The sequence below is a fragment of the Polaribacter sp. KT25b genome (genome assembly GCF_900105145.1).
Classification (GTDB): domain Bacteria; phylum Bacteroidota; class Bacteroidia; order Flavobacteriales; family Flavobacteriaceae; genus Polaribacter.
Genome location: NZ_LT629752.1, coordinates 2,740,744 through 2,766,832 on the forward strand (window position 1 = coordinate 2,740,744; position 26,089 = coordinate 2,766,832).

Annotated in this window: 28 protein-coding genes and 1 tRNA gene; 16 read left to right on the forward strand and 13 right to left on the reverse strand. The window is 29.8% G+C overall.

Translation table 11 applies throughout. From position 1 onward, the window contains the following. Positions 1–151 precede the first annotated feature (151 nt). The 13 genes from BLT70_RS11745 to BLT70_RS11805 form a co-directional block, all read right to left on the reverse strand. The gene (locus BLT70_RS11745; RefSeq protein ID WP_091894638.1) at positions 152–1,501 is read right to left on the reverse strand and encodes a ferric reductase-like transmembrane domain-containing protein; all 1,350 of its coding nucleotides are present in this window, start codon (positions 1,499–1,501) and stop codon (positions 152–154) included. Between the two features lie 125 nt (positions 1,502–1,626). After that, the gene (locus tag BLT70_RS11750) at positions 1,627–2,103 is read right to left on the reverse strand and encodes a Dps family protein (RefSeq protein ID WP_091894640.1); all 477 of its coding nucleotides are present in this window, start codon (positions 2,101–2,103) and stop codon (positions 1,627–1,629) included. A gap of 128 nt (positions 2,104–2,231) precedes the next feature. After that, positions 2,232–2,861 carry a DUF2238 domain-containing protein gene (locus BLT70_RS11755; protein ID WP_091894641.1) on the reverse strand — a complete coding sequence of 210 codons (630 nt, stop codon included), beginning with the start codon at positions 2,859–2,861 and terminating at the stop codon, positions 2,232–2,234. Between the two features lie 27 nt (positions 2,862–2,888). After that, positions 2,889–4,481 (reverse strand): oleate hydratase, encoded by a 1,593-nt coding sequence (locus BLT70_RS11760; RefSeq protein ID WP_091894643.1) that lies wholly within the window; start codon positions 4,479–4,481, stop codon positions 2,889–2,891. Positions 4,482–4,535: 54 nt separating this feature from the next. Continuing rightward, positions 4,536–6,128 carry an oleate hydratase gene (locus BLT70_RS11765; RefSeq protein ID WP_091894645.1) on the reverse strand — a complete coding sequence of 531 codons (1,593 nt, stop codon included), beginning with the start codon at positions 6,126–6,128 and terminating at the stop codon, positions 4,536–4,538. A gap of 192 nt (positions 6,129–6,320) precedes the next feature. Beyond that, entirely contained in the window at positions 6,321–6,890 is a 570-nt protein-coding gene (locus BLT70_RS11770; protein ID WP_091894647.1) for an HdeD family acid-resistance protein, read from the reverse strand. A 20-nt stretch (positions 6,891–6,910) separates the two neighbouring features. Next, entirely contained in the window at positions 6,911–7,411 is a 501-nt protein-coding gene (locus tag BLT70_RS11775) for a hypothetical protein (RefSeq protein ID WP_157691898.1), read from the reverse strand. A gap of 10 nt (positions 7,412–7,421) precedes the next feature. Beyond that, positions 7,422–8,132, reverse strand: coding sequence for a 2,3-diphosphoglycerate-dependent phosphoglycerate mutase (locus BLT70_RS11780; protein WP_091894651.1), 711 nt, complete (start codon positions 8,130–8,132; stop codon positions 7,422–7,424). Positions 8,133–8,179: 47 nt separating this feature from the next. Continuing rightward, a complete protein-coding gene (locus BLT70_RS11785) occupies positions 8,180–8,995 on the reverse strand; it encodes a DUF1269 domain-containing protein (protein WP_091894653.1) in 816 nt (271 codons plus the stop codon). A gap of 47 nt (positions 8,996–9,042) precedes the next feature. Then, complete coding sequence (locus BLT70_RS11790; RefSeq protein ID WP_091894655.1) at positions 9,043–9,552, reverse strand: ferritin; 510 nt, start codon at positions 9,550–9,552, stop codon at positions 9,043–9,045. A 180-nt stretch (positions 9,553–9,732) separates the two neighbouring features. Further along, the gene (locus tag BLT70_RS11795; protein WP_091894657.1) at positions 9,733–11,001 is read right to left on the reverse strand and encodes an MgtC/SapB family protein; all 1,269 of its coding nucleotides are present in this window, start codon (positions 10,999–11,001) and stop codon (positions 9,733–9,735) included. Positions 11,002–11,025: 24 nt separating this feature from the next. Beyond that, on the reverse strand, positions 11,026–12,714 hold the full coding sequence (locus BLT70_RS11800) for an AarF/ABC1/UbiB kinase family protein (RefSeq protein WP_091894659.1): 1,689 nt from the start codon (positions 12,712–12,714) through the stop codon (positions 11,026–11,028). Between the two features lie 14 nt (positions 12,715–12,728). Next, positions 12,729–13,115, reverse strand: coding sequence for a hypothetical protein (locus tag BLT70_RS11805; RefSeq protein WP_091894660.1), 387 nt, complete (start codon positions 13,113–13,115; stop codon positions 12,729–12,731). Positions 13,116–13,386: 271 nt separating this feature from the next. On the opposite strand from BLT70_RS11805, the gene BLT70_RS11810 reads away from it, so the two are divergent. The 16 genes from BLT70_RS11810 (at position 13,387) to BLT70_RS11875 (ending at position 26,080) form a co-directional block, all read left to right on the forward strand. Next, entirely contained in the window at positions 13,387–13,659 is a 273-nt protein-coding gene (locus BLT70_RS11810; RefSeq protein WP_091894662.1) for a TIGR03643 family protein, read from the forward strand. A gap of 59 nt (positions 13,660–13,718) precedes the next feature. Continuing rightward, positions 13,719–14,417, forward strand: coding sequence for a GTP cyclohydrolase I FolE (gene folE, locus BLT70_RS11815; RefSeq protein ID WP_091894664.1), 699 nt, complete (start codon positions 13,719–13,721; stop codon positions 14,415–14,417). 3 nt (positions 14,418–14,420) lie between these two features. Further along, positions 14,421–14,648 (forward strand): hypothetical protein, encoded by a 228-nt coding sequence (locus tag BLT70_RS11820; protein ID WP_091894666.1) that lies wholly within the window; start codon positions 14,421–14,423, stop codon positions 14,646–14,648. A 77-nt stretch (positions 14,649–14,725) separates the two neighbouring features. After that, a complete protein-coding gene (locus BLT70_RS11825; RefSeq protein ID WP_091894668.1) occupies positions 14,726–14,941 on the forward strand; it encodes a hypothetical protein in 216 nt (71 codons plus the stop codon). A 6-nt stretch (positions 14,942–14,947) separates the two neighbouring features. After that, complete coding sequence (locus BLT70_RS11830; RefSeq protein ID WP_091894670.1) at positions 14,948–15,631, forward strand: SDR family NAD(P)-dependent oxidoreductase; 684 nt, start codon at positions 14,948–14,950, stop codon at positions 15,629–15,631. A gap of 17 nt (positions 15,632–15,648) precedes the next feature. Next, complete coding sequence (locus BLT70_RS11835; RefSeq protein WP_091894672.1) at positions 15,649–16,119, forward strand: glutathione peroxidase; 471 nt, start codon at positions 15,649–15,651, stop codon at positions 16,117–16,119. 5 nt (positions 16,120–16,124) lie between these two features. Next, positions 16,125–16,295 (forward strand): Lacal_2735 family protein, encoded by a 171-nt coding sequence (locus BLT70_RS17170; protein ID WP_157691899.1) that lies wholly within the window; start codon positions 16,125–16,127, stop codon positions 16,293–16,295. Next, a complete protein-coding gene (locus BLT70_RS11840) occupies positions 16,295–16,756 on the forward strand; it encodes a TspO/MBR family protein (RefSeq protein ID WP_091894674.1) in 462 nt (153 codons plus the stop codon). The genes BLT70_RS17170 and BLT70_RS11840 overlap by 1 nt, the downstream gene beginning before the upstream one ends. A gap of 1 nt (position 16,757) precedes the next feature. Further along, positions 16,758–17,222, forward strand: a complete 465-nt coding sequence (locus BLT70_RS11845) for an SRPBCC family protein (protein ID WP_091894676.1) — start codon at positions 16,758–16,760, stop codon at positions 17,220–17,222. A gap of 22 nt (positions 17,223–17,244) precedes the next feature. Further along, complete coding sequence (locus BLT70_RS11850; RefSeq protein WP_091897652.1) at positions 17,245–18,552, forward strand: deoxyribodipyrimidine photo-lyase; 1,308 nt, start codon at positions 17,245–17,247, stop codon at positions 18,550–18,552. Between the two features lie 79 nt (positions 18,553–18,631). Continuing rightward, positions 18,632–18,705 (forward strand) — tRNA-Thr (locus BLT70_RS11855). Between the two features lie 187 nt (positions 18,706–18,892). Next, positions 18,893–19,261, forward strand: a complete 369-nt coding sequence (locus tag BLT70_RS17475; protein WP_197678362.1) for a wax ester/triacylglycerol synthase domain-containing protein — start codon at positions 18,893–18,895, stop codon at positions 19,259–19,261. 14 nt (positions 19,262–19,275) lie between these two features. Continuing rightward, positions 19,276–20,727, forward strand: a complete 1,452-nt coding sequence (locus BLT70_RS17480; RefSeq protein WP_197678363.1) for a WS/DGAT domain-containing protein — start codon at positions 19,276–19,278, stop codon at positions 20,725–20,727. Continuing rightward, complete coding sequence (locus BLT70_RS11865) at positions 20,727–21,668, forward strand: alpha/beta hydrolase (RefSeq protein ID WP_091894678.1); 942 nt, start codon at positions 20,727–20,729, stop codon at positions 21,666–21,668. The genes BLT70_RS17480 and BLT70_RS11865 overlap by 1 nt, the downstream gene beginning before the upstream one ends. A 3-nt stretch (positions 21,669–21,671) precedes the next feature. Then, positions 21,672–22,832, forward strand: coding sequence for an alpha/beta fold hydrolase (locus BLT70_RS11870; RefSeq protein ID WP_091894679.1), 1,161 nt, complete (start codon positions 21,672–21,674; stop codon positions 22,830–22,832). A gap of 2 nt (positions 22,833–22,834) precedes the next feature. Continuing rightward, complete coding sequence (locus tag BLT70_RS11875; protein WP_091894681.1) at positions 22,835–26,080, forward strand: HAD-IB family hydrolase; 3,246 nt, start codon at positions 22,835–22,837, stop codon at positions 26,078–26,080. Positions 26,081–26,089 lie beyond the last annotated feature (9 nt).

Consider the following 26,089-nt stretch of genomic DNA (forward strand, 5'->3'; position numbering starts at 1 on the left):
TTTATTTTCTCATTTCCATTTTCATCTAATGCTGGTACTTGTTCTTTTCGTACACAAGCTATTATTGTGAGTAAGAATACAATACTTACTATTTTTTTGATTTTTTTTTATATATTAATTCTTAATCTCTTTTTTTTGTAATTTATACTTATCAACGCATACTAAAGAGCTCTTGATGAAACCTTTTAAGAGGTAGTCCGTTTTTCAATAAATCTTTATGCATAGCTTTTCCAAACCTAACAGGACCACAAAACCAAACGCTAGCAGACTTCCAATCAGGTACTATTTTACGTAGCTTTTCTCCAGATAAATGACCATCTATTTTGTCTATTGTAATATGTAGGTTTACATTAGCAGCTTTAGCATCAGCAGTTAATTTATTCAACGCATCTGGTTCTAATTCACTAACACAATGAAATAAATCAATTGGTTTAGATGTTGGATTATGGGCAAGATGTTTCATTCGAGCAATAAAAGGTGTAATACCAATTCCGCCACCAATCCAAATTTGACGTTTCGCTTCATCATCAAAAGTAAAACAACCATAAGGACCTTCTATAACTGCTTTATCTCCAATATTCAATTTTTCGGGCAAGTGATTTGTATAATCTCCCAATGCTTTGGTGATAAACATAATAGTAGGATTATTTGGATTCCAGTCAGAAGCAATTGTATAAGGATGCTGTCCTTCCTTTTTATCAAAACTAACAAAAGCAAACTGTCCACTCTTGTGTCCTTTCCAGCCATCTTTTAATAGAATTAAAGTTTCTAACACCTTCATCTTTGGATAATAATACTGCTCTACAATAGTTCCCTCAACCTTTCGTCGTTTACCAACTTGACGCGTTAATACAAGTATGGCTGAAAGTACACCTGCAACTAATAAAAGTGCCATTATAATACCCAATGGTTGTGTCCATGACGCAAAATCTAATAATACAACTGTGTGAAAAACTAAAGCTAAATAAACCACAGCTATTAACGTGTGAGTCTTCGCAAAAAGTCGGTAGGGAAATCGTTTAATTAATGCCAATACAATTAAAAAAACCAATCCATAGAATGCCCATTCTCCAATAAACTTTGCTGGATTATGAAGACCATCAAAAAATGCCTGAATCTGATTAAGTGAATCTGATTTTGAATCTGGCCCACCACCACGACCTCGACCACCTGCTATTAAACCAAGGCTTGATAACCAATAGGGAGCTTTAGTAGCTATCCAGTGAAAAATAGCTGCTGCTAAACCAACAATTCCCAACCATTTGTGAAGCCTGTAGGATTTATCCAATCCACCAAGTATAGGTTCTAACCAAACGGGACGAAGTGCAAGTATCATAGCAACACTCATAACTCCAATACCTATGACACCCGAATATTGAATAGATAAATGACGAATAATCTTGCTTGTAATTGTATCAGGAAAAGGAACATTTGCCAATATCCACAAAACAGTTACTCCAACAAGTAATCCCCAAAGCAAACGTTTAATATTTCTAAGCATGGTTATTATAATATTAAAATTTAATTTTATCTAATCAAAAACCCAAATAGCTAAGTATTGTTTGAGTTTTTTATCCACTTCATAAGTAAGTAAGTAAGTAAGTAAGTAAGTAAGTAAGTAATAATTCACTCTAAATGAGACCTTAGCATCCAAGCAGTCTTTTCATGTTGCTCCATTAGTCCTGTAATGTAATCGCTAATACCTTCTGCATGCCATTTTTCTACAATAGGCTTTATTTCTTCTCTAAGAAAAATAATAATACTTTCGTGATCTTCTAACAATTCAGAAAATATACTTTGACTATCATTTTTTCCTTTTGTTTTTTCTGTTAAATGTGTTAATTCTAAATACTTTTCTAAAGTTGCAGGCACAAAATGACCAAGCATACGTATTTTTTCTGCAACAGTATCAACAACTTCTTGTTGTTCTTCATATAAAGTTTCTAGATAAAGATGTACAGAATGAAAATCTGGTCCTTCAATATTCCAGTGGAAATTTAATGTTTTTGAATAGAGTACAAATTCGTCTGCTAATACTTTTGATAGTTGATCTGCTAAATTTTGTTTATTTTTTGATGAAATACCGATGTTTGCTATTTTCATTTTATTAAGTATTTTAATGAGCGTATAAAGTTATTAGATATTTAAAAACAATACCCTGACCTAGGTCAGGATAGATTATATTTTTAACATTTTCAATAAAACTAATAAATTCCGTAAAACTCTAACCATCAATCTTTTGCTGTATAAATAAGTTTACAACCATGACACAAAACAGCAGCAAAAACAACTCCTAAAAATGCAACCGACATATCTTTCTGAGCATCCCAAACATCACCTTGAGTACCTAAATAAGAAATACCTTCTTCTACAAAAAAAACATCGGCAACTAGCCATTCTATAATTTCGTACAAAGCACTTGCAGAAATAATAATTAGAATTGGTATTTTTAATGCGATATACTTTGGTATTTTAATCCACTGTATAAAAATTTCTTGTAAAGGATAATAAAGTAAAAACCCAAAACAGAAATGCACTAATCTATCATAATGATTTCTTGAAGAATGAAATATATCTTGAAGCCAAAATCCAAATAAATTCTCTGCATACGTATATTTAGAACCATAAACATGCAGGCATAAAAACAGACATATAAGAAAGTAACTAAAATTACTAAAACGATATTTTTTATACATAAAAAATAAAAAAAGCAGTGCTATTACGGTTAACGTATTTTCTATAAGCCAATTCTTAATGTCTGTAGTACCTATTAGGGAATTTACCCAAACGATACAAAACAACAAACCATACCAAAAAAGCTTATGTCCGATTACAGTTATAACACTGCTTTGCAATTTCATTTCAAAATAATTCTAAATTATAAGTTACTACCTACTAATTGATTTCGCGGCTTTAATGAGCGATTTTGCTTCATGAATTGAAGGATAAACAGGAATTACTTTTTTTCCTGTTTCAAACAATCCATAAACTGCAGTTTGCGCAGTTCTTACAGAATATTCTACCGTAAATACAATATCTTTTGGTACCTCTGCAAACTGACCTAAAAAGGCAAAATTAGATGCGCCTTCTACTAAAACTTCTGGTCTATCTCCATACGCTCTTGGCATAAATAAGCTGTCGATAAATGGCATTGCTGTAGGTATACAGTTTACTTTTCCTGCAGACACAATAGGCTTCATTAAATTCTGAATTTTTAAATGATACCAAAGCTCTTCTAAGATTTCTTCACCTGTACATTCTGCCATCGTTTTATTAACATAATTTCCTTTTCTATCTGGATATAAACCATATCCCCAAAACACCTTAACATCTTTGGGTTGATTTGGAAAATGTGGTTGACGTGCAATAACTATAGACATCAACCAATTAGAATCAGTCATAGTTACTAAACCACCTGTACCATCAACATTACCCGAAAAATTCTCCATATAATCATGGAAAGTACTATCTTTTAATGTTGCTGTAAATGAATACCATTTTTGTAAATCTATATTGTCACAGAAAACACCAGGATTACCAAAAGCCTCATCTTTTTTAGCTATGTTTTTCCATAGTTTCCAAGACCCAGATTCTGCAACTCCCTTGAGTTTTGAAGGTCTATCCCAAGCACCATTATCTGTACTATCGGTTATAGAACCATTGGTAATAAAAACGTAATCGTTTTCACCAAGTACTATTTCATTCTTATCTTTTAAATGTATTACAGTCGCTGTTTTTTTATCTGATGACAAATCAAAATCGACATCAATAACCTCACATTCCATATCAAAGTTAACACCTCTGTCTTCTAGATATTTTTTCATAGGACGCACTACTGAATCGTACTGATTATATTTTGTACGCATTACACCTCCTAAACGATAAAGTCCATCTACTAAATGAATTAAACGTCTCATGTATCTTCTCATTTCTGCAACACTACTCCATTTTTGAAAAGCAAACATTGTAGACCATATGTACCAGAAATTAGTTTCAAAAAAATCGTGATCATACCAATCTTCAATTCTTTTGTTCTCTAATAATTTTTCAGACGTCATTAATAGTTTTAAGAAATCTGCTTGCTGTTTAAGTGAAAGTCCATAGGAAGAAACATCTAGTTTTTTTCCTTCTTTTAATAACCTCGCTTTTCCATTTGACACAAACCTCTCATTAAATTCAAACGATTCATCTCTTACAGAAACCTTAGGGTCTTCTAAAGATGGAATATAGGATAGTAAATCCCAGTAGCACTCATAATGTTTTTCGTGCATTCTTCCTCCTCTAACCACATAACCGTCTTCTTCATTTCCTGCGCCATCTAAAGCACCACCAAGAATATTGTCTTTTTCTAAAATATGAATATTTTTTCCTTGCAAACCAGCGTCTTTAACCAAATAAACAGCACTTGCAAGCGACGCTATTCCGCTTCCAATGAGATATACTTTAGCGTCTTTTGGATTTTTGTTTTTATGTCGCTTCATAATTTTATTTTTTTTCCTCAAGAAAAGCGACTACCTTTCTTGAGGACTTGTTACTTAATTTTTTAATGTTCTAAGAGCTGCTTCAAGATTCACTTTTAAATTTTTGTCGTGTCGTGTAATTGGTGGAATTTCCAAATCAATATCCAATAATTCATAAACTGCCATCTGTGCTGCTCTAACAGAATATTCAACGGTAAAAACAGTATCGTATGGTATTTCTACAAACTGACTTACAAAGGCCAAATTTCTTGATGTTTTTGGCACTGGTAATGGTCTATCCGTATTTGTACGAGGCATAAACATACTAGTGATATATGGCATTTTGCAAGGAATACAAGTTGCTTTTGAAAACACCTCATCCATATCAAAGCGAAGGTGACCACAAATTTCTTTGAGAATATCTTTACCATTACAATCTGTCATTGATTTACTAACAAAGTCACCAATGCGATCTGGTCTTAAAGAATAGCCCCAAAACACTTGTACACCATCTGGTTGTTGTGGGTAACGTCTTTGGTGTTTAAGTACTATTGACAATAACCAATTTGAATCTTTGAAAGTAACTAGTGCACCTGTACCATGTTTGTTACCTGTTAATTCTTCCATTTTATCAAAAAACACAGGGTCTTTTAAGGTTACGATAAATGACTCCCAATTAGATTCTGGTATGCTAGAATTAAATACAGCAGGATTTCCAAATTCTGGACGTCCTTTTGCAAGTTTTTCCCATAGCACCCAACCTTTACTATCTTCTTTTGTTAAATGTTTTGGTGGGCTTGTCATTGACCCAATACTAGTTGCGTCTCCCATAGAACCATTTTGGAAAAACACCAAATCATTCTTACTAATAGGAATCGTTTCTGTTTTTCCTTTATAAACGTATTCTAGCTTATTTACAGCCCATTTGCCATCTTCATCATCAAAATCGAGATTTAAGTCGGTAACCTTGTGTCCTTTTAAAATCTTAACTCCTTTTTCTACCAACCATGCTTCTAGAGGACGTACAATTGAATCATATTCATTGTATACGGTACGTGAAATCCCTCCCATAGTTGCAATTTGTGTAAACTGCTTTAAAAAACGATGCATATAGCGTTTAAACTCTACAGCACTATGCCAAGGTTCAAAAGCAAATGACGTAATCCACATGTACCAAAAATTTGATTCTAAAAGTTCTGGCGATAACCAATCTGTAATTCTATCATTACCAAGTTTTTCCTCACTAGTTTCTAATAGTCTCAAAAGTTCAAAACGATTGTGCATTGATAAACCCAATGAAGAAAGATCAGGAACTGCACGATTTTTATTGATAATACGTGCATGAGCATCTGTTTTAACTACTTTATTGAATTCTACAGTTTCATCATAAACAGATTTATTAGGGTCTGTTAATGATGGAATCGTTTTCATTAGTGACCACATGCACTCATAAATATCCGCACATAACATACGTCCTCCGCGCATTGAGTAACCACTTTCTGCATTACCAGCTGCATCCAAAACACCACCCAATACAGGTAATTCTTCATAAATTGTAATATTTTCTCCAGGAATCTTAGCATCTCTGATCATAAATGAAGCAGCTGCCATAGATCCGATACCTCCACCTACTAAATAGGCTTTAGTTTCTTTTGTTTTTACTTTCATTATTTCTATATTTTATAATTATCATAATGTGTATCAAAAAGTAGCGTTATAACTGGTCGCGAGTTTTTTATAAGTCAGTTTTTAATGTTTGTTATTAACTCAGGTGTTCATCCTTAGAGTAACAAACAACAGACTTAATTAAAAAAACTTATACCTTTTTATAGTTATAACACTACTTTTTTTTAAGTACTCTTATTTAAAAGTGTTCTTAACTTTTTTTAAACCAATTGCTAGAAATATTCTAGATATACCTGCACTTATAAAGGCAAAAGCAGTCATATAAATAATACTTAAACCCGCAAAAATTGGGTTCGCTAATAGAAGAAATGAAAACAGTAAAGTCATAATTCCTAAAAACAAAAGCCATCCCCAGTTAGGTACATCAGCAGATTTAAATTGAAAGGACAAACCAATAACCATAAAACCTTGAAATAATAACCAGAAACCAACGTAAAATGGTAAAATTGTCATTGTCATTAATGGATGAGAGATTAATAATATTCCTACCATTAAATCTAAAATACCACCTGCGAGATACCAACCCCAACCTTCAATATCATCTTTATTAGAAATTGAAAATATAATTTGAGAAATACCTGAAACAAATATGAATACACTAAAAACAATACTTAATGACACATAACTTGCTATTGGTGTTTGAAAAACCCAAACTCCTGCAATAATGTATAGAATTCCTAGTAATAAAGAAATCCACCAATTTTTTACTACAGATTGTGCTGAACTTATAATTGTAGTTGCCATAATTTTATTTTTTATAAAAATTACTGCACATTGTTTTTAAAGAGATCCTTTAAAGCGGCTCCTAATTCATTCATATCATGTGTAAATTCTCTTTCGAATTTTTGCTCATTTTCTTTAGCAGACTCATTAAAATCAATCATATTTTCTTTAAACTCTTTGCCACGTTTTGCTAACTTTTCTTTAAGTTCTTTATTTTTTTGTTCTAACTTATCAAGAGCTTTTGTTAACTTTTCTTTTTCACTTTTATTAGCATTAGCTATTTTAGTTCTTAAAACTTCAATCTGTTTTTCTGTATTTTCAATTGCTAAATCTGATGAAGTTTTAAATTGTTCCCAATTAGCTTTAACAGCAGTTTTAATTTCTACATTAGTATCCTTTGCTCCTTTTACTAAATCTTTATTGAGCTCTTTTACGTCTTCTTTAACAGAATTTGCATCTTTTTTAGATGCTTGTCCACAACTTGTTAAAAGTGTTCCTGCCATAAATATCATTATGGTTAAGGATAAAATATTTGTTTTCATATCTTTATGTTTAAATTTTTAATTCACTTAATTGTTCTAATTTATATTGCTCTTTTAAACTCATATTATTGTTAAACTCATAGATGTTTAAAACGCCCGTTTTTACTTCAACTTTTGGCATATCCGAAGAAACAATATTTTCAATATGACCTATTAAAGCACGATTAGAATTACCATGAGCCGAAACTAAAACCGTTTTTCCTTTTACTAATTCTGGTACAATGGCTTCAAAGAAATATTGAACAGTTCTTTCTTTTGTTTGCTCTAAAGATTCACTTCTAGGTAAATCATTTATAGAAACATGATTGTATTTTGGGTCAAATTTTGGATGCCTTTCATCATCAATTGATAAACTAGGAGGCGGTGTACTAAACCCTCTCCTAATTTTCCAAAACAATTCTGCTCCAACTTCGTTTTTTACATCTTCTTTATTTCTTCCTTGCCAAGCACCATAATTACGTTCATTTAGCTTCCAACTTTTAATAAAATCTACTTGCATCATATTTGCAGTTTCTAAAATAATTTCACCTGTTTTTATTGCTCTTTTTAAATAAGATGAAAAACAAATGTCTATTGATATATGATGATCTCTAATAAGCTCACCAGCTATTTTGGCTTCTTCTACACCTTCTGGCGCTATATCAATATCGGTCCATCCTGTAAATCTATTTGCTAAATTCCAAACACTTTTTCCATGTCTTACAAGAATCAACTTTCCCATTATCCTTTTTTATTGTTTAATAAAAATGAATTTTTAAGTACTTCACCTTAAAGAAGAACTTCTTCTAAAAGTTTGTTAAGTTTACTTAATTTCGATTTTTGTTTATTAATTTTTTTCTGAATTCTATTTACTTTTGCTTTAGTAATTGAATCGGAAATAGAATCCTCATAACCTTTAAGACTCGCTTCTAATTTGTTAATTCGAACTTTGGTTTTATTCTTTATTTCCTCTAAAGTCGATTTTCTTTTTGCTTCTAATTCTGCTATCTTAGCATTTCTTTTTGCTTTTAAATTGGCTATTTTAGTATTAATTTTTACTTTTTCTTCTTTTGTAGCTTTTTTAATTTTTTCGCGTTCATCTTCAATTTTATCTTCTAGATCTTCAATATGTTCATCTACATAAATATCATATTCTATTTCTGCTTCACTTCTTATAATTTCTGAACTAAAAGGTTTCATAGCATTATCAATAAAAATATCACTATCTTCATTTACTTCTGCGATAATCACAATTTCACCAATTTCCATTTTATTACTAACTTTCTGAATAAAATTTTTCTCAAAATTAAAATGACTACCATCAAAAATAGCACCTACTAATGTTCCAGAATAAAGTCCTATAATTAACCCTACAGGTCCTGCTATTGCGCCAATAAGACCTCCAAGAGCCATTCCTGTAAAAGTTCTCCATCCTTCACCTTCTGTTTCATCGTTTAGTACTTGGTATTGATTGTTTTCTTTTTTACGAATCATCATATCTTCATAGAGCGTAATATCTCCATAATCATCTAATTCTTTAATTTTATGCAAAGCATCAATTGCTTTTGTTTCTTCTTTAAAAGAAACGATTATAATGTGTGACATTTTATTTGATTTTTAATATTATTATTTATCTCAATTTAATTATCAAACTAATCTGCTAATTCTCCCATTTCTTCATCTAGCTCTCTTAACATGCTTAATTCTTCGCCAAAAGCTTCTAAACGACCTATTAAATATTGTACTTTATTAAGTTCTTCTGCTTGCTCTTTACAATACCATAAACCTAATTCTACTACCATAAAATTTCCTTCTTTATGTGCTACTTTAGTAAGATCATAACATTGTCTGGTAATTTCTTTTTCATGTGCTAATGCCGCAATAATTACATCAGGAAGACTTAAATAATCTTGTTTTGGTTGTTTTAAGGCAGGTGTAATTGGTCTTATTCCATTTGCCAAAAGCATTTTTTTTGCCTTAGTTGCGTGTACAAGTTCTTCATTACTATATTGTTTAAATAACTTAGCTGCACCTGCAAAACCTTCATCATCTAACCAAGTAGACATTGATAAATATAATCTAGAAGAATACTCTTCTTGCTCTACTCTATAGTTTAATAGATCAACCATTTCTCCACTTAAAAATTCTGATTTTGTTTTCATTTTATTTATTTTTAAAATCCGTCTAATAGTAAGATTACTTAATAGTAAATAAGTAATTACACATCAAAATTAAAGAGTTATAGAAAAGAGCACACTGACTTAGGTCAATCTGATAAAAATATTTTTTCATTCTACAGAAACAAAAAAAGAAATGAGAAGAAATTAGGTTAATTAGTACCCTTAATTAAGAAGAATATAAATAATTCCGATTAAAATAACAGACCCAAACGCACAGCCAATTATTTTCTTTGCAGATGTAGACCCTTTAAATAATGTAATTATTAATTTTACTAACATATTACTAATAGTAGCAGCAATTATTACTGATGATGCCAGTTGTAAATTTTCGCCATCTAAAGAAAATTTTGACATACTTATAGTTATAGCATCTGTATCTGCCAAACCTGCAATTAAAGCAGAATAATATAAACCACTTTCTCCAAAAAACTGATTGCTATAAAAAACAGCAAAAAGAATAATTACATAAATAAAACCAAATCCAATAGCATTTAAAATATTTAAAGGATTGCCTAATTTAATTTTGGTGTCTGGTTTATTATCATCTCTTCTCATCAATATTAAAGTAGCGATAACACATACTATTGTTAAGATACCAAATGGAATTGCCAAATATTTTAAAATATCAGTATTAAAAATATAAGCCAATAAAGCAAGTCTTGGAAACATAATTGCTGAAGCTATAATGATTCCTGCACTGTATTTTTTAGAAAGCTCTGGAAATTCCTTACTTCTTGATGCATAATTCCAAGCAACTGCTGTACTTGAAATTAATCCGCCAAGAATTGCCGTAAGAATAATTCCTCTTTTAGAACCTACAAATTTCACTAAAAAATAGCCTATAAAATTTAAAAAAGAGACAATAACTACAATGGAACCAATTTCAAAAGGATTTATTAATTTGTCTGCACCATAGGTTTTGTTTGGTAGAAAAGGTAATATCAACAAAGCAATTATGGAAAACTTTATAAATGCAAAAAGTTCTTCGGATGTAATATTGCTAATAACCGAACGAAATCTGGTTTTAAGAGAAAGTAATGTTACTATAATAACTGCTGTTGCTACTGCATCTCTATAAAATTGAGATGAAACCATTGTACCTAAAACAAAAGTTGCAATTAAGGCCAAGTTTGTAGTTAAACCATGACCATATTCTTCTTGTTTCTGAGAAAAATGATTGGAGGCTAAAAATAAAATAAAAGCTCCTAAACCAATAATCAATAGCCAAACAGTAAATGTTTTTGTAAGAATACCTAATGAAAAACCAAGAATGGTAACTATTGGAAAAGTTCTAATTCCGGCAATACCTTTCTCTTCTTTTAGTTTGTCATATTCTCTTTCCAGACCAATTATAAGTCCTATTCCCAAACTTATTAATACGCCTAAAATGTAAGGGTCTACAAATTTAATTACTCCTTGAAATGCATCCATAAATTTATTTCAATTTAATGTGAATCAATTTTTAAATTGATTATTTCTGAAAATAGAAATCAGAATATAAAAACCCAATATTGCTGATAATAAAAACCCAATAGCTCCTAATAACGGTATGCCATTTACCAAAGGAGGCATTTTTGCAATTACTAAAATGGAAGACCCTATAGACAAAGCAGCTATTATAACAGCAAAAACCAATCGATTAACAGATTTATTTATTGTTTCCTGAAATTCGTTAAGTCCTTTATGCTCATGAACAATAACTAATTTACCTTCTTTTATTTTCTTTAAAATTGTATTAATATCATTAGGTAATACTTCTATCAGATCACTAATATCTTGTAACCGATTTAGGTTCTTTTTAAATAATCTTTTAATACTAAAACGCTTTTTCGTAATTTTAGAAGTGTAGGGTTGTAAATTATCTGTAATACTAAAAGCAGGATCTAATTTAAGACCAACACCTTCAATAATTATCAAAGCTCTTATAAGCATATACAAATAATGTGGTAGCGTTATTTTGTTCTCATATAAAATAGTTTTAAACTGAGTAAGAATAGTACTTAATTTAATATCCTGAAGAGAGGTATCACTAAATCCTTCTACTAATTCATATAAATCATACTTTAATTTTTTATAATCAGAAACCTCAACTTTTACAGCTACCCTTTCTAGTACGGTAATAATTTTCTGAACATCTTTTTTTAAAAAATAGATTAAAAGATTACTTAAAGCCTCTTTATCATTTGGCATAATGCTTCCCATCATTCCAAAATCTATAAAACAAATTTGTTGATTTTCTGTTAAGACAAAAATGTTTCCTGGATGTGGATCTGCATGAAAAAAACCATACTCTATTACTTGTTGCAAATATAAATCTACACCAACTTTTGCTACTTTAACAGGATTTATATTTAAGGAGTTTAAAGTTGCTATTTCTGATACTTTTACACCAGTGATAAACTCCATACAGATAAGTTTATCTGTACACAAATTTCTATAAGCTTTTGGAACATAAATAGCTTCATTACCTTCAAAATTTTTGGTAAATCTTTCCATATTACCAACTTCTTTTAAAAACTGAAGTTCTTCCCTTATGCTTTTTTCAAACGATGTAACAATTAGCATTGGTTGAAATGCTTTAGCTTGACTACTATATTTTTGCAAAGTCTTAGCAACTTGTTTCATTACCAAAATATCTGATTCAATTACTTCTTGAATATCTGGTCTTTGAATTTTTAAAACTACATTTTCACCTGTTAGTAATTTTGCTTTATGCACTTGCGCCAATGAGGCAGCAGCAATTGGTTTTGGATTTATAGATATAAAATGTTCTGAAATAGAAATTCCAAGCTCCTTTTCTACAACTTCATTTACATTAAAATTTTTAAGTTCAGGTACATGGTCTTGCAATTTTGCCAATTCTTTAATTAAATCTGGCGGCAGCATATCATCTCTATTACTAAAAATCTGACCAAGTTTAACATACGTTGGCCCAAGCTCTTCTAAAACCATTCTTATTCTTTCAAACTTTGTAAACGAGAGTAGTTTTTGAGCATCTGGATGATTTGTGAGATAACTTTTAGGAACTAATTTCTTAAGCTTATTATGAGCCATAATATCTTCAAAACCATACTTTGTGAGTATACCAAAAAGTTTATGATACCTTATAATTTGCTTCTTATTCAAAAGTTTTATGCTTGCCATAAGTAATGCTAATTTTACATATACTCTTCTAAAAATCTAAAAAACTTTTTTTTAAGATCTGCATAAATCTCTCTTTCAGTTTCTATGCGATTTCTAAATTCAACATGTTTTCTTGCTAATTTAGTATCTATCGCATTAAATCCAGATTCACTTTGTCCTGCAATACGCATTTCATGTTCTTCAATAGCTTCTTGTAAATCTTCAATTACACCTCCATGAAGAATAAATTCATTTTGATAATGTTCTAATCGTGCAAGCACATTTTTATCAGTCCATCTTGTTACAAGCTCACTCAATCTGTTATTAAATGTTTTTAACTCATCAATCCAAAAGTCAAGTTCACGTTTCCATAGTACATGCTCAAAATGCATATTCGAATTATATAAAATTTTTGTTTCCATGATTTTATCTTTTTTACATTAAGTATCAAAGATTAAGAATTATAAGCATTTTTAAAATGACTTGTGTCAGTACAAAGGCAATTATTCTTTTTGATCAAATAATAACTCAAAATTGTTAATTATAAGGAATCCTTATAGCTGCATCATTATTTTTGTTTAACATTTAATAATTAATGTTAAACATTTTTGTAGATTTGACTAAACTTTAGAACACAACACATAAAAAAAAAGAAAACTATTCTTTTTGTTAATAATATAAATAGAATCATTAATGCAATTAGATAGTATAGCAATTGACCGAATTATAGAAATGGCTTGGGAAGACAGGACAACTTTTGAAGCAATACAATTTCAATTTGGTTTAAAAGAACAAGATGTTATAGATTTAATGAGAAGAGAATTAAAGCTAAAAAGCTTTAAAAATTGGAGACAAAGAGTGCAAGAAAGAAAAACTAAACACGACAAACTAAGAGTATTTAAAAAAGGTAGATTTAAATGCTCAAGACAACGAACAATTACAAATAACTCTATATCAAAAAGATAAATCGTGCTTTGCTTATAAGTTTAGGGTACTTAAAGACAGCACATTAAAAAGACAATAAAATGATTACAGAAGTAACACTTAAAGAAAAAGAATTAGAGCAAAAGTTAAATGGATTTTCTTTTGAAGAAATTGGAGACGACCATTTATACACAGGTTTAGAAACCCCAATGAAACCAAACGCTTTTGCTATTTCTGATGAAGAAAAGAAAGAAAAAATAGCTTCCCTTTTTTCTGAAATTATGAATGTTATGGGTTTAGATTTAACTGATGATTCTCTACAAGGAACGCCTAAAAGAGTTGCAAAAATGTATATTGATGAAATTTTCTCTGGATTAAATCCTGCAAATAAACCAAAAGTTGCCTTGTTTGATAATAAGTATCAATACAACCAAATGTTGGTAGAAAAGAACATTTCTTTCTACTCAAATTGCGAGCATCACTTTGTGCCCATTATTGGTAAAGCACATGTTGCATATATTTCATCAGGAAAAATAATAGGTTTATCAAAATTAAATAGAATTGTACAATATTTTGCAAAAAGACCACAAGTACAAGAGCGTTTAACAAACCAAATTGCAGAAGAATTAAAAACAATTTTACAAACAGAAAACGTTGCTGTTATTATAGATGCTAAACATTTATGTGTGTCATCTAGAGGTATAAAAGACGACACATCATCTACAGTAACTTCATATTTTGGTGGCGATTTTAACTCATCAGAAAAAATAGCAGAATTACAAAACACTTTAAAATATTAAATAATGGATATAATTAAAAAAGCACTAGAGTTCGAGAATAGAAAAATGAGATTTCCTACAACTAGCGACAGAATTTTGGCTGCTAGAGAAGCAAAATCATTAATATTAAGTTTAAATGAGCTTTATAAAGAAAATAAAGACAAAAAAATAATGGACATCATGAAGCGTTTAACCGCTATAAAACAACGAATTGAGAAACGTTTAAAAGGAAAACCTTTAACGGCGGCTTAAAAAATTAATTTTTTTCTTGCTTTTCTAACTTTTATAATTATATTCACAAATTAGTAAAATTTAGGAAAAAACAAGAAATGAATTTAATTGAAAGAGCTATAGAATTTGAGAACAGAAAATTCTCATTTAAAACAACTAGCGACAGAATTTTAGCATCTAGAGAAGTAAAAGCACTTATTTTAGAGCTTAATGAAGTTTATAAATCAGAAAAAGATCCAGAAATGATGGATCTAATGAAGCGCTTAACTGCTGTAAAACAAAAGATAGAAAAGCGCTTGAAAGGAAGACCTTAAAAGCAAATGAAGAAAATAGTAGTAATTGGAGGAAGTAAAGGAATTGGAAAAGCAATTATTAAATCTTTGGTTGATAAAAACCAAGTAATTAATATAAGTAGGTCTGTACCTCTACTTTCTCATAATAATCTTACTCATTTTTCTTGCAATATTCTTACTGATGAGTTACCTAAAACTGACCAAATAGATACTCTTATTTTTTGTCCAGGTAGCATCAATTTAAAACCTATTTCTAGGTTAAAACTAGAAGATTTTAGGACTGATTTTGAAATTAATGTTGTTGCTGCTGTAAAAGCAATTCAGCACTTTTTGCCTGCTCTAAAAAAAGGCACAAATCCTTCAATTTTATTATTTAGTACAGTTGCTGCAAAATTAGGCATGCCGTTTCATGCAAGTGTTGCTGCTGCAAAATCTGCTGTAGAAGGTTTAACAAAATCTTTAGGCGCAGAATTAGCACCAACAATTAGAGTAAATGCAATTGCACCAACTGTTACAGATACAGATTTAGCTGCAAAACTTTTAAGAAATGACAGAATGATAGAAAGCATTAAAGAACGTCATCCGCTTAAAAAATTCTTGAATCCAGAGGAAGTTGCAGACATGGCAACTTTTTTAATTTCTGATAAAGCAAAATCAATTTCTGGTCAAATTTTTGAACTCGATTGCGGAATTGTAAGCTTTAAAATTTAACCTAATTACTCTTACTAATGAATCTTTACGATATAAAAATTGATAGTTTACAAGGTAAACCTATCAAACTCTTAGACTTTAAAAACAAATATATACTTTTTGTAAATGTTGCTTCTAAATGCGGCTTTACACCACAATATAAAGATTTAGAAACTTTAAGTAAAACGTACAAAGACAACTTAATTGTTATTGGCGTTCCTTGTAATCAATTTGGAAAACAAGAACCAGGTAAAGCCGATGAAATTACTGAATTTTGTCAAGTAAATTATGGTGTTTCGTTTTTGATGACAGAAAAAATTGATGTAAGAGGAGAAAATCAACATCCATTATATACTTGGCTTACATCAAAAAAAATGAATGGTAAAAAGAGTTCTTCTGTAAAATGGAATTTTCAAAAATACCTTGTTGATAAAGAGGGTAAATTGATTGATTATTACTTTTCTATCACAAAACCTTTAAGCAAAAAAATTACCAAACACTTAAAATAAAAATCATGTTTAATTTATTTAAAAAGAAATCTGAAGTTGAAAAACTACAAGATTCTTATAAGAAATTAATGGAAGAAGGTTTTAAATTACAATCTATAAATAGAAGTGATAGCGATCAAAAATATTTTGAAGCAGATGCTATTCTTAAAAAAATAGAAAAAATTCAAGCTAAATAATGAAACAATTTAAATTAACCATCTTATTTTTATTCATCAATTTTGGAGGCTTAGCCATTGGAAGTTGGTTAATGAATAATGGACCTTTAACCGAATGGTATACAAATTTAAATCAAGCTCCTTGGACACCTCCAGGTTGGGTTTTTGGTGTTGCTTGGACATTAATTATGATTTGTTTTTCTATCTATTTAGGGAAATTATTTATAGAAGATAATTCTCAAAAATTAAAACTCGTTTTTCTATTTCAGTTTATTTTAAACGTAAGTTGGAACTATATTTTCTTCAATCAACACTTGGTATTATTTGGTTTGATAACTATTGTTTTATTAACTTCTCTCCTATTTTATTACTTCTTTAAACTAAGCAATAAAACGAACAATTATAAATTTTTATTAGTGCCTTACATGATTTGGTTATGTATTGCAACCTCATTAAATCTTTATGTTTTAATCCATAATTAAAATGAAAATTTACACTTTCCACAGAAAACAGAAACTACCAATAACTTTAGAAAAAGCTTGGAAGTTTTTATCAAGTCCAAAAAACTTAAAGACAATTACGCCAGATTATATGAGTTTTGATATTCTTTCTGGAGCAGAAAAACCAATGTTTGCAGGTCAAATAATTCAATATATTGTTACTCCAATTTTTGGAATAAAAACCAAATGGGTAACCGAAATTACACATGTAAAAGACTTGAATTATTTTGTAGATGAACAACGTTTTGGACCTTATGCTTTATGGCATCACAAACATTTTATTAAAGAAATTGATGGCGGCGTAGAAATGGAAGATATTATTGATTACAAAGTTCCTATGGGATTTTTAGGGCAATTAATTCATCCTTTTTTAGTAAAACCAAAACTAGAAGAAATCTTTGCTTACAGACAAAAAAAGTTGATTGAACTTTTTGGGGAGCATAAATAAATCACTAAAATCTATAAAATACATGAAAACAACAATTAACATTTTTTGGTTTAGAAGAGATTTACGTTTAGATGATAATTGTGGTTTATTTCACGCGCTTTCTTCGGATAAAAAAGTACTTCCTATTTTTATTTTTGATGAAGATATTCTTAAAAAACTACCAAAAGAGGATGCACGTGTTTCATTTATTCATCAGGAATTAAAAAACATTAACCAACAACTTTTAGAAATAAATAGCGGACTTTCTGTATTTCATGGAAAACCGATGGATATTTTTAAAGATTTATCAGAAAAATATATAATTAATACTGTTTTTACAAATCATGATTATGAGCCTTATGCACTAAAAAGAGATTTAGAAATTAAAGATTTTTTAGCGTCAAAAAACATCATTTTTAAAACATTTAAAGACCAAGTAATTTTTGAAAGAAATGAAATTGTAAAAAAAGACGGAACTCCTTATAAAGTGTACACTCCGTACTCTAAAAAATGGCTGGAAGCTTTTCACTCAAAAGGAATTCAGTTTTTTCCTTCGGATGAAAAGTTAGAAAATTTCATCAAAAGTGAAACTCATCAATTTTTATCATTAAAAGATATTGGGTTTACAAAATCCTCTATAAAAGTTGAATCCTATAAAATAAACGATAGTTTAATTGATAGCTACGAAGAAACTAGAAATTTCCCTGCAAAAAACAGTACTTCAAAACTAGGAACTCATTTACGTTTCGGAACAGTGAGCATCAGAAAAATGGTTGAAAAAGCTTCAAAAAGCAACAATATTACTTTCTTAAAAGAATTAATTTGGCGCGAATTTTTTATGCAAATTCTATGGCATTTTCCACACACAGTAAAAGATAGTTTTAAACCGCAATACGACCGCATTTTATGGCGAAATAACGAAGATGAATTTAATGCTTGGTGCAAAGGAGAAACAGGCTACCCACTAGTTGATGCAGGTATGAGAGAATTAAACCAAACAGGTTTTATGCATAACAGAGTTAGAATGTTAGTTGGTAGTTTTTTATGCAAACATTTATTGATAGATTGGAGATGGGGTGAAGCTTATTTTGCAGAAAAATTGCACGATTATGAGCAATCAAGTAATATTGGTAATTGGCAATGGGTTGCTGGTACTGGTGTTGATGCATCGCCATATTTTAGAATTTTTAATCCAACAACTCAGATTTTAAAGTTTGATAAAAACTTAGAATATATCAAAAAATGGGTTCCAGAGTTTCAAGAACTCACGTATTCTACGCAAATTGTAGAACATAAAATGGCAAGAGAACGTTGTTTAAAAACCTACAAAACAGCTCTACAAAAATTTTAATTTTATTTGATTGAAAAAAAATCATTTTTATCTTGCTAGATATTAATTTTAGTATTTAATTTGCGCACTCAAAATAAAAGCCGATGTAGCTCAGCTGGCTAGAGCAGCTGATTTGTAATCAGCAGGTCGTGGGTTCGAGTCCCTCCATCGGCTCAAATATTAAAAGTCTCAAAAAATTATTTTTTGAGACTTTTTTTTATAGAATAACCTCTTAATTCTACTACTTTCAAATTAGAAAATCTGCTCAAAATTCTTTATCTTGCAGAGTTGTGAAAATTTTAAGATAAAAATTATTTTATCCTTAATTTTTACACTAATTCTAACATAAAATCATAGAAACATGGCTAAAAAGGTAATTAAAGATCTTTTACAAGAAGTTTTAGATAGTTCTATGCAACAAATATCTGGACAAGACGCAACGTTTTTATATGCAGAATCTCCAACTAGCACTATGCATGTTGCAACTTTAACTATAGTAGAAGGTTCCATAGAATTCAATGATTTTAAAGAAATAGTAGCCTCAAAACTGCATTTAATTCCAAAGTTTAGAAAAAGGCTTTTAAATGTACCAATGAATTTAGACTATCCTTATTGGGTAGATGATCCTAATTTTGACATCGATTTACACATCAATAGATTAAAACTTCCAAATCCTGCAAACTGGAAAACTTTAAGAGAAATGACTTCTTCTTTTTTAGCAGCCCTTTAGATTTAAGAAAACCTTTGTGGTCTATTGATTTTATAGAAGGCTTAGACGAAGTTGCACAAGTACCAAAAGGTTCTATTGCAATTTTGTCTAAAATACATCATGTAATGATAGATGGAAGCTCTGGAGTTGGATTAATGAGTATTTTATTTGATAAAAACAAAGAAGAGAAAGAAAAAAAGCCTTCATCTCCTAAACCTTTTGAACCAGAACCTTTACCAGATGAAATTAGTTTATTAATAAAAAGTTCCTATAGTTTTTTTAAAAACCCGTTTAAAGTTCCTAAATTAATTGGTGAAACTGCATTTTCTTTCCTTAAAGTAAAAATGAATAATCAATTAAGAGTAAAAAGAACTTCGTTTAAAAGCTCTTACTCTACTCCAAAAACTATTTTTAATGAATGTGTTTCTCCTAAAAGAACTTGGGGAACAGCTATTTTAGCTTTCGACAGAATAAACAAACTTCGCAAAATTATAGATGTTAGTGTTAACGATTTAATTTTAGCAATTTGTGCTGGTGCAATTAGACGTTATTTAGAAGAAAAAGAAAAATTACCAGTACAACCTTTGGTTGCAAATGTTCCTATTTCTATTCGCACAAAAGGCGAAGAACAAAAAATGAATAATCAGATTTCTAATATGTTCATTAAAATTGGTACACATATTAAAAACCCTTTAGACCGCTTAGATTTTATACAAGAGCAAACTAGTTTAGGAAAATCTAAACACAAAGCTGTTGGCGCTAAAACACTTTCTAAAATGGCAGATGCTATGCCTTTTGGGTTGGCAAATTTAGCGGCAAGTTTGTATAGCAAATACAATATTAAAGAATTCCATAGACCGCCATTTAATGTTACTATTACCAATGTTCCTGGCCCACAAAATCCGCTTTATTTAAAAGGCCATAAAGTGGTAGGAATTTTTGGCTTAGCACCCGTTTTAGATGGTTTTGGTTTGATTATAGCCGCGTTTAGTTACAATGGTTTAGTTTCTATAACAACAACTTCTGATGCTAAAACAATGCCAGATGCCGATAAATTTTCTAGATATATTAGAGAATCTGCAAATGAACTAGAAGCACTTATTTTAACAAAAGAAAAACAAAAAACTGTTGAAAAAGTAAAAAAAATTAAAAGCTCAGTATTTTTTACCGCATTTAAAAAGTATTTAATTGCTGATAAAAATCTAAGAGAACAAATAATTGGTTTGTATGATTTTCATCTAAATTTAGGTGAATCAGAAATTAACTATCAACTAGCAGTTTTAAAAGAAACCGTTTCTGTAAAAAAGAAAAAAACAGCAAAACCTTCTGTAAAAATTATAATTGATGACAATTACCTCATCAATCTTCATAAAAAGAATTTATTATTAGAAGAAGCCATTATTCAAGAAAGATTATTTTTTACTGGTACAAAAAAGAATATTGATAAATTCTCACAAATACTTTCTGAATTTTTAGAAAAAAATTAATGAGTTTTAGTACCAACACATATAGAACGATTGATGATAAAACCATTTTTTATTACAAATGGCCATCAAAAAAAAACAGTACTTTAAAAGGAATTGTACAAATTTCTCATGGAGTTGGCGAACATGCAGGTAGATATCAACACTTTGCAACAACATTACAAAATGAAGGTTATGAAGTGTATGCAAACGATCATAGAATTCATGGTAAATCAGTAAAAAACCATGATTATTTAGGGTATTATGATGGCGATGATTATTTTTTAGATGCTTTAAATGATATGCGTCAACTTACAGAAATCATCAAAAAAGAACATCCGAATAAAAAAATAATTCTGTTTGGTCACAGCATGGGTTCTTTATTAAGTAGAAATTATGTTACTAAATATGGTGATGATTTAGATGCTTTAATTTTATCTGGAACTGCAAGTTTTATGAAAGGAATTGGTTCTTTTGGACTTATAAGCGCTAAATTTTTAGGAAAATTAAATGGCAAACACCGAAGTAATGAATTACTTAAAAATTTGTTTTTTACACAATTTAATAAAAAATTTAAACCCAACAGAACAAATGTAGACTGGATTAGTAGCGATGAGCATCAAGTAGATTTATTTGAAGCAGATCCGTTAAGAATTGAAGATTTTTCTTTAAGTGTTTTTAGAGATATTTTAAAAGGAACTAAAAAAGTTAATGAAACTAAAACTTTTAAAAACACACCAAAAGATTTACCCATTTTAATTTTTTCTGGTGATAAAGATCCTGTTGGTGAAATGGGAAAAGGTGTGATAAAAGTGGTAAATGCTTACAAAAAAGCGGATATTAAAGACCTTACATTAAATTTGTATGAAGGAGGCAGACATGAAATGTTAAACGAAATAAATAAAGATGAAGTTGAACATGATGTCATTAATTGGCTAAAAGAAAGAATGAAGGCTAAAATTTAAAAAATGGAAAATAACAAAATACTCTATACATCTTTTACAAAGCTTGCTTTAAAAGTTGCAATGTCTAAAGGCATGACTTTAAAAAAAGCAAAAGAAATCGTTATTTTAAAGTTTGAACTTCATCCTTTCGAAAAAATGATTGTTGGCCTTATTGATGAAAGTAAATTAATAAAAAAAGAAGTAAATACTTTATTAAATGAATGTATTTCTGTCTGTGAAGATTTTGGACCAGACAGAGATTATGTGACTTTAAATATTGTTTTAGAAAGAATTAGCAAAATTGAAGCCACAAAAAAAGGAACAAATGATATAGCGAATCAAGTTTTAAAAACCTTTAAAGAAAAGGTTGATGAAATAAACAAAAGAATAGAATCTCCTCCCCTCTTTAATGTATTGTTAGAAACAAGATCTGTTGTAGAATGGGTTTCAATGTTTGGCGTTTATCCATTTATACCAAAACACAAAGCAAGCAAAAACAAACCCGTTTTACTGATGCCTCCTTATTTAGGCAACGATAATTCTACTGCTTTTGTTAGAAAATATTTAAGATCCGTAGGTTTTAAAACTTACAAATGGGATTTAGGCGTAAATATGATTAACTCAAAATCATTGCCAAAATTGATAGAAAAACTAGATGAAATTTACGAAAAACATCAAGAAAAAGTAAGTCTTGTTGGCTGGAGTGGCGGTGGTATTTTCGCTAAAATAATTGCCAACAGACATCCAGAAAAAGTGGAACAATTAATTACAATTGGTTCTCCTGTTTGGGGCGTTAAAAATATGAAAACTCCTTTAGTTAGGTCTTTAGAATTTTTAAGAGGACGAAAACTAAGAGAAAGAAACGATAAGTTTATTAAAGAATTAGAAGAAATTCCGGATGTACCAGTAACTTGTATTTATACAAAAACCGATGGTCTTTTACCTTGGAAACACTGTATGGAAGCAGAAACATTAAGAAAAGATATAAACAATATCGAAGTTTTTGGCAGTCATTGTGGTATGGGCGCAAATGCTTCGGTTTTATTAACAGTTGCCAATTCTTTAAACACAAATATTACTGGCAAAAAACCAAAGGGAATTACAACTAAAATAGAAAGTTTATTTTTTCCTGAATTTTGGGAACAAAAAGGAATATCAAAATTTACGAACCTCTTTTTTAGTTAATTATGGAACATCACATAAAGAACATTATAGAGCATCCGAAGTTTCAAGAAAACCTTAAAACAATTGCTAAAGAGCAAAAAGTTTTATTTTCTGAAATTCAAAAAAAAGGAGCAGAATGTATTACAGAATTATATTCGCAACAACATCCTATTGCAAATATGTTATCTGTAAAAGGGTTTCAATTTATGATGTCTAAAGCGTATAATAACAAAATAGATATTGATCCAAAAGAAATAAAAAGTTTGATGAAATTAATGCGACAAAACTCAGTTGCGTTCATTTTAACACACAAAACCTATTTAGATACTGTTGTTTTAGTATCTACTTTAGCGCGTTACGGAATGCCAATTCCGTATACTTTTGGAGGAATTAATTTAGCGGTTCCTGGATTTAAACAATTAGGAAAAAACTCGGGTTTAATTTTTATCCGAAGAAGTTTTAAAGAAGACCAAATTTACAAAGCTGCTTTAAGGCATTACATTTCTTGTTTGATAGAAAATGGCGATCATTTAACGTGGAATATAGAAGGTACACGTTCTAGAACAGGCAAGATTGTATATCCACAAATGGGGATTTTAAAATACATTATGGAAGGTGAAAAAGAAAGCACAAGAAACATAAAATATGTTCCTGTTTCTATTGTGTATGATTTAATTCCGGATGTAAAAGAAATGACAGAAGAAGGAAAAGGTGTTGCAAAAAAATCTGAAAATATTGGTTCCTTCATCAATTATTTTAAAAAATTAGGAAATCAATATGGCAAAGCAGCCATAAGATTTGGCGAACCTGTAGACGCTGCTGCACATCAGAATGCCATCATTCCAGATATTGAAGAAGATAGTTATTCAGACACTAATTCTTTGCCTCGTTTTGCTTTTGAATTGATACATAAAGCAAACATGATTACTCCTGTAACTACAGTTTCATTAGTTTGTAATGTATTACTAAACAACTTTTCATTGACCAAAAGTGAGATAGAATTTAGTGTCATTAAATTAATGAATTATATTGAACAACGTAAAAAAGATGTTTTAATTGAACGAGGTAAAAGCATAGCCGCATCCGTACAAAAAGCATTGAATTTATTGCAGAGTTCAGGCATTATTCAAAAAAATAAAGCAGGTTATAAAACCCAATATAGTTTAGCACCAACAGAATTTTTATCTGCAACGTATTATGCAAATATGGCTTCTGTCCATCTGTATCACAGAGCCTTTATAGAAATGGCTTTGGTTAAAATAAAAGATGAAGAATCTTCGGATAGAATTCTTTCTTTTTGGACAGAAATAATGCGATTAAGAAATCTTTTTAAATTCGAGTTTTTCTACACTAACAAACCTAAATTTAGTAGCGAAATTGAAGCTGAGTTATTGTTGTTTGATAAAAACTGGAGAGCCATAATAAGTGACCCAAAAGGCGATATAAACAGCTTACTTTCTAGGCAAGAATTGTTTGTTTCTAAAGGATTATTATTAATTTATTTAGAAGCCAAAAAAGTAGTTTGTCATACTTTACATTCTTGGGATTTAGAGGATGATTTTTCTGAAGATGAATTTATAGAACTATGTCTTTTTAAAGGAAAAGAATTACACTGGCAAAATAGAATAAGCAGATTAGATAGTATATCCAAACCTTTTTTAATTAGTGCTTTACGTTTAGCAAAAAACAGTAAATTGACTCCTGTTGATAAAAAAATAGACACCAAAGAATTAGATATTTGGATGGATTTGCTAGACAATCTTACAGAACGTTTGCATTTTTTACAAAAACTAGAAATTCTAAATACTAAGAAATTAATCAACAAAAAAAATGGGGAAACAGCAACTGTTCCGGGAGCAGATTTAGATAGTGTTTCTAAAGATGTTTTAGAAGATGAAGAAGGCGCACATATTGCTGCATTTTTTGATTTAGACAAAACATTAATTAATGATTTTTCTGCCAAACAATTTTTAAAAACACGTTTATTAAGTGGTAAATCTACAGCCAAAGAATTGCTTTCTCAATTTGCAACCGTTTTAGTGTATGCTGCTGGAAATAGGGATTTTGAAATGCTTACAAAAATTTCTGCTTTAGGTGTAAAAGGCATTAAAGAAAAACAATTTATAGATTTAGGAGAAGAAGTATATCATGATTATTTAGCAAATACAATTTATCCTGAAGCCATAAACTTAATAGCCACACACATAGAAAAAGGACATAAAGTTGTGATTATTTCTGCTGCAACTCGCTACCAAATAACACCAATTGCAAATGAGCTTGGCATAAAAGATATTTTCTGCACAGAAATGGAAGTTAGAAAAGGGAAATTTACGGGTGTAATTTCAGAAATGTGTTGGCAAGAAGGAAAAGCAAGAGCTGGAAGAAAATTTGCAAAAGCAAATAATATTGATTTGTCTAAAAGTTTTTTCTATACTGATAGTATTGACGATTATCCTCTTTTAGAAATTGTAGGAAAACCAATAGCGACAAACGCTGATCATAAATTATCACAATTAGCTTTTGAAAATGATTGGAAAATTCTTCGTTTTAAAGAAACAAAAAAAATACCTTTGGTTAACGGTTTAAGAACTGGCTTAGCTGCCTCAAGTTTATACCCTTCTGCATTAAAAGGAATTATTAAAGGAACATTATCAATGTCTCATAAAGAAGGTATAAACACTACTATTTCTAGTATTGGCGATTTAGGTACTAGATTAGCAGGTTTAGATATTGTTGTAAAAAACAAACACAATTTAGAAGATCACAGACCGGCCGTTTTTTGTTTTAATCATCAATCTTCGGCAGACTTTTTTATCATCTTAAAATTATTAAGAAAAGATGTTACTGGGATCGCAAAAAAAGAGTTAGAAATAACTCCTTTTGGTCCAATATTTAAAGCAATGGGCGCAATTTTTATAGACAGATCTAACAAAAGGAAAGCTTTAGAATCAATGAAAAATGCTTCAGAAATTCTAAAAAAAGGAACCTCTGTTGCAATTGCTCCAGAAGGAACTAGAAGTGGTAGTAAAACTTTAGGCGAATTTAAAAAAGGTGCTTTTCATTTAGCAATGAAAGGTGGCGTACCAATTGTGCCAATTGTTATTAAAAATGCATATATGGCAATGCCAAAAGGAAGTAAAATGTTTAACCCTACACACATTGAAGTAGTTATTTTAGACCCAATTGATACTTCTGAATGGAAACCAAAAAATATAAATATATATTTAAATGATGTAAGGAATTTATTTTTAAAGGAATTAGAAAACTAATAAAACTTA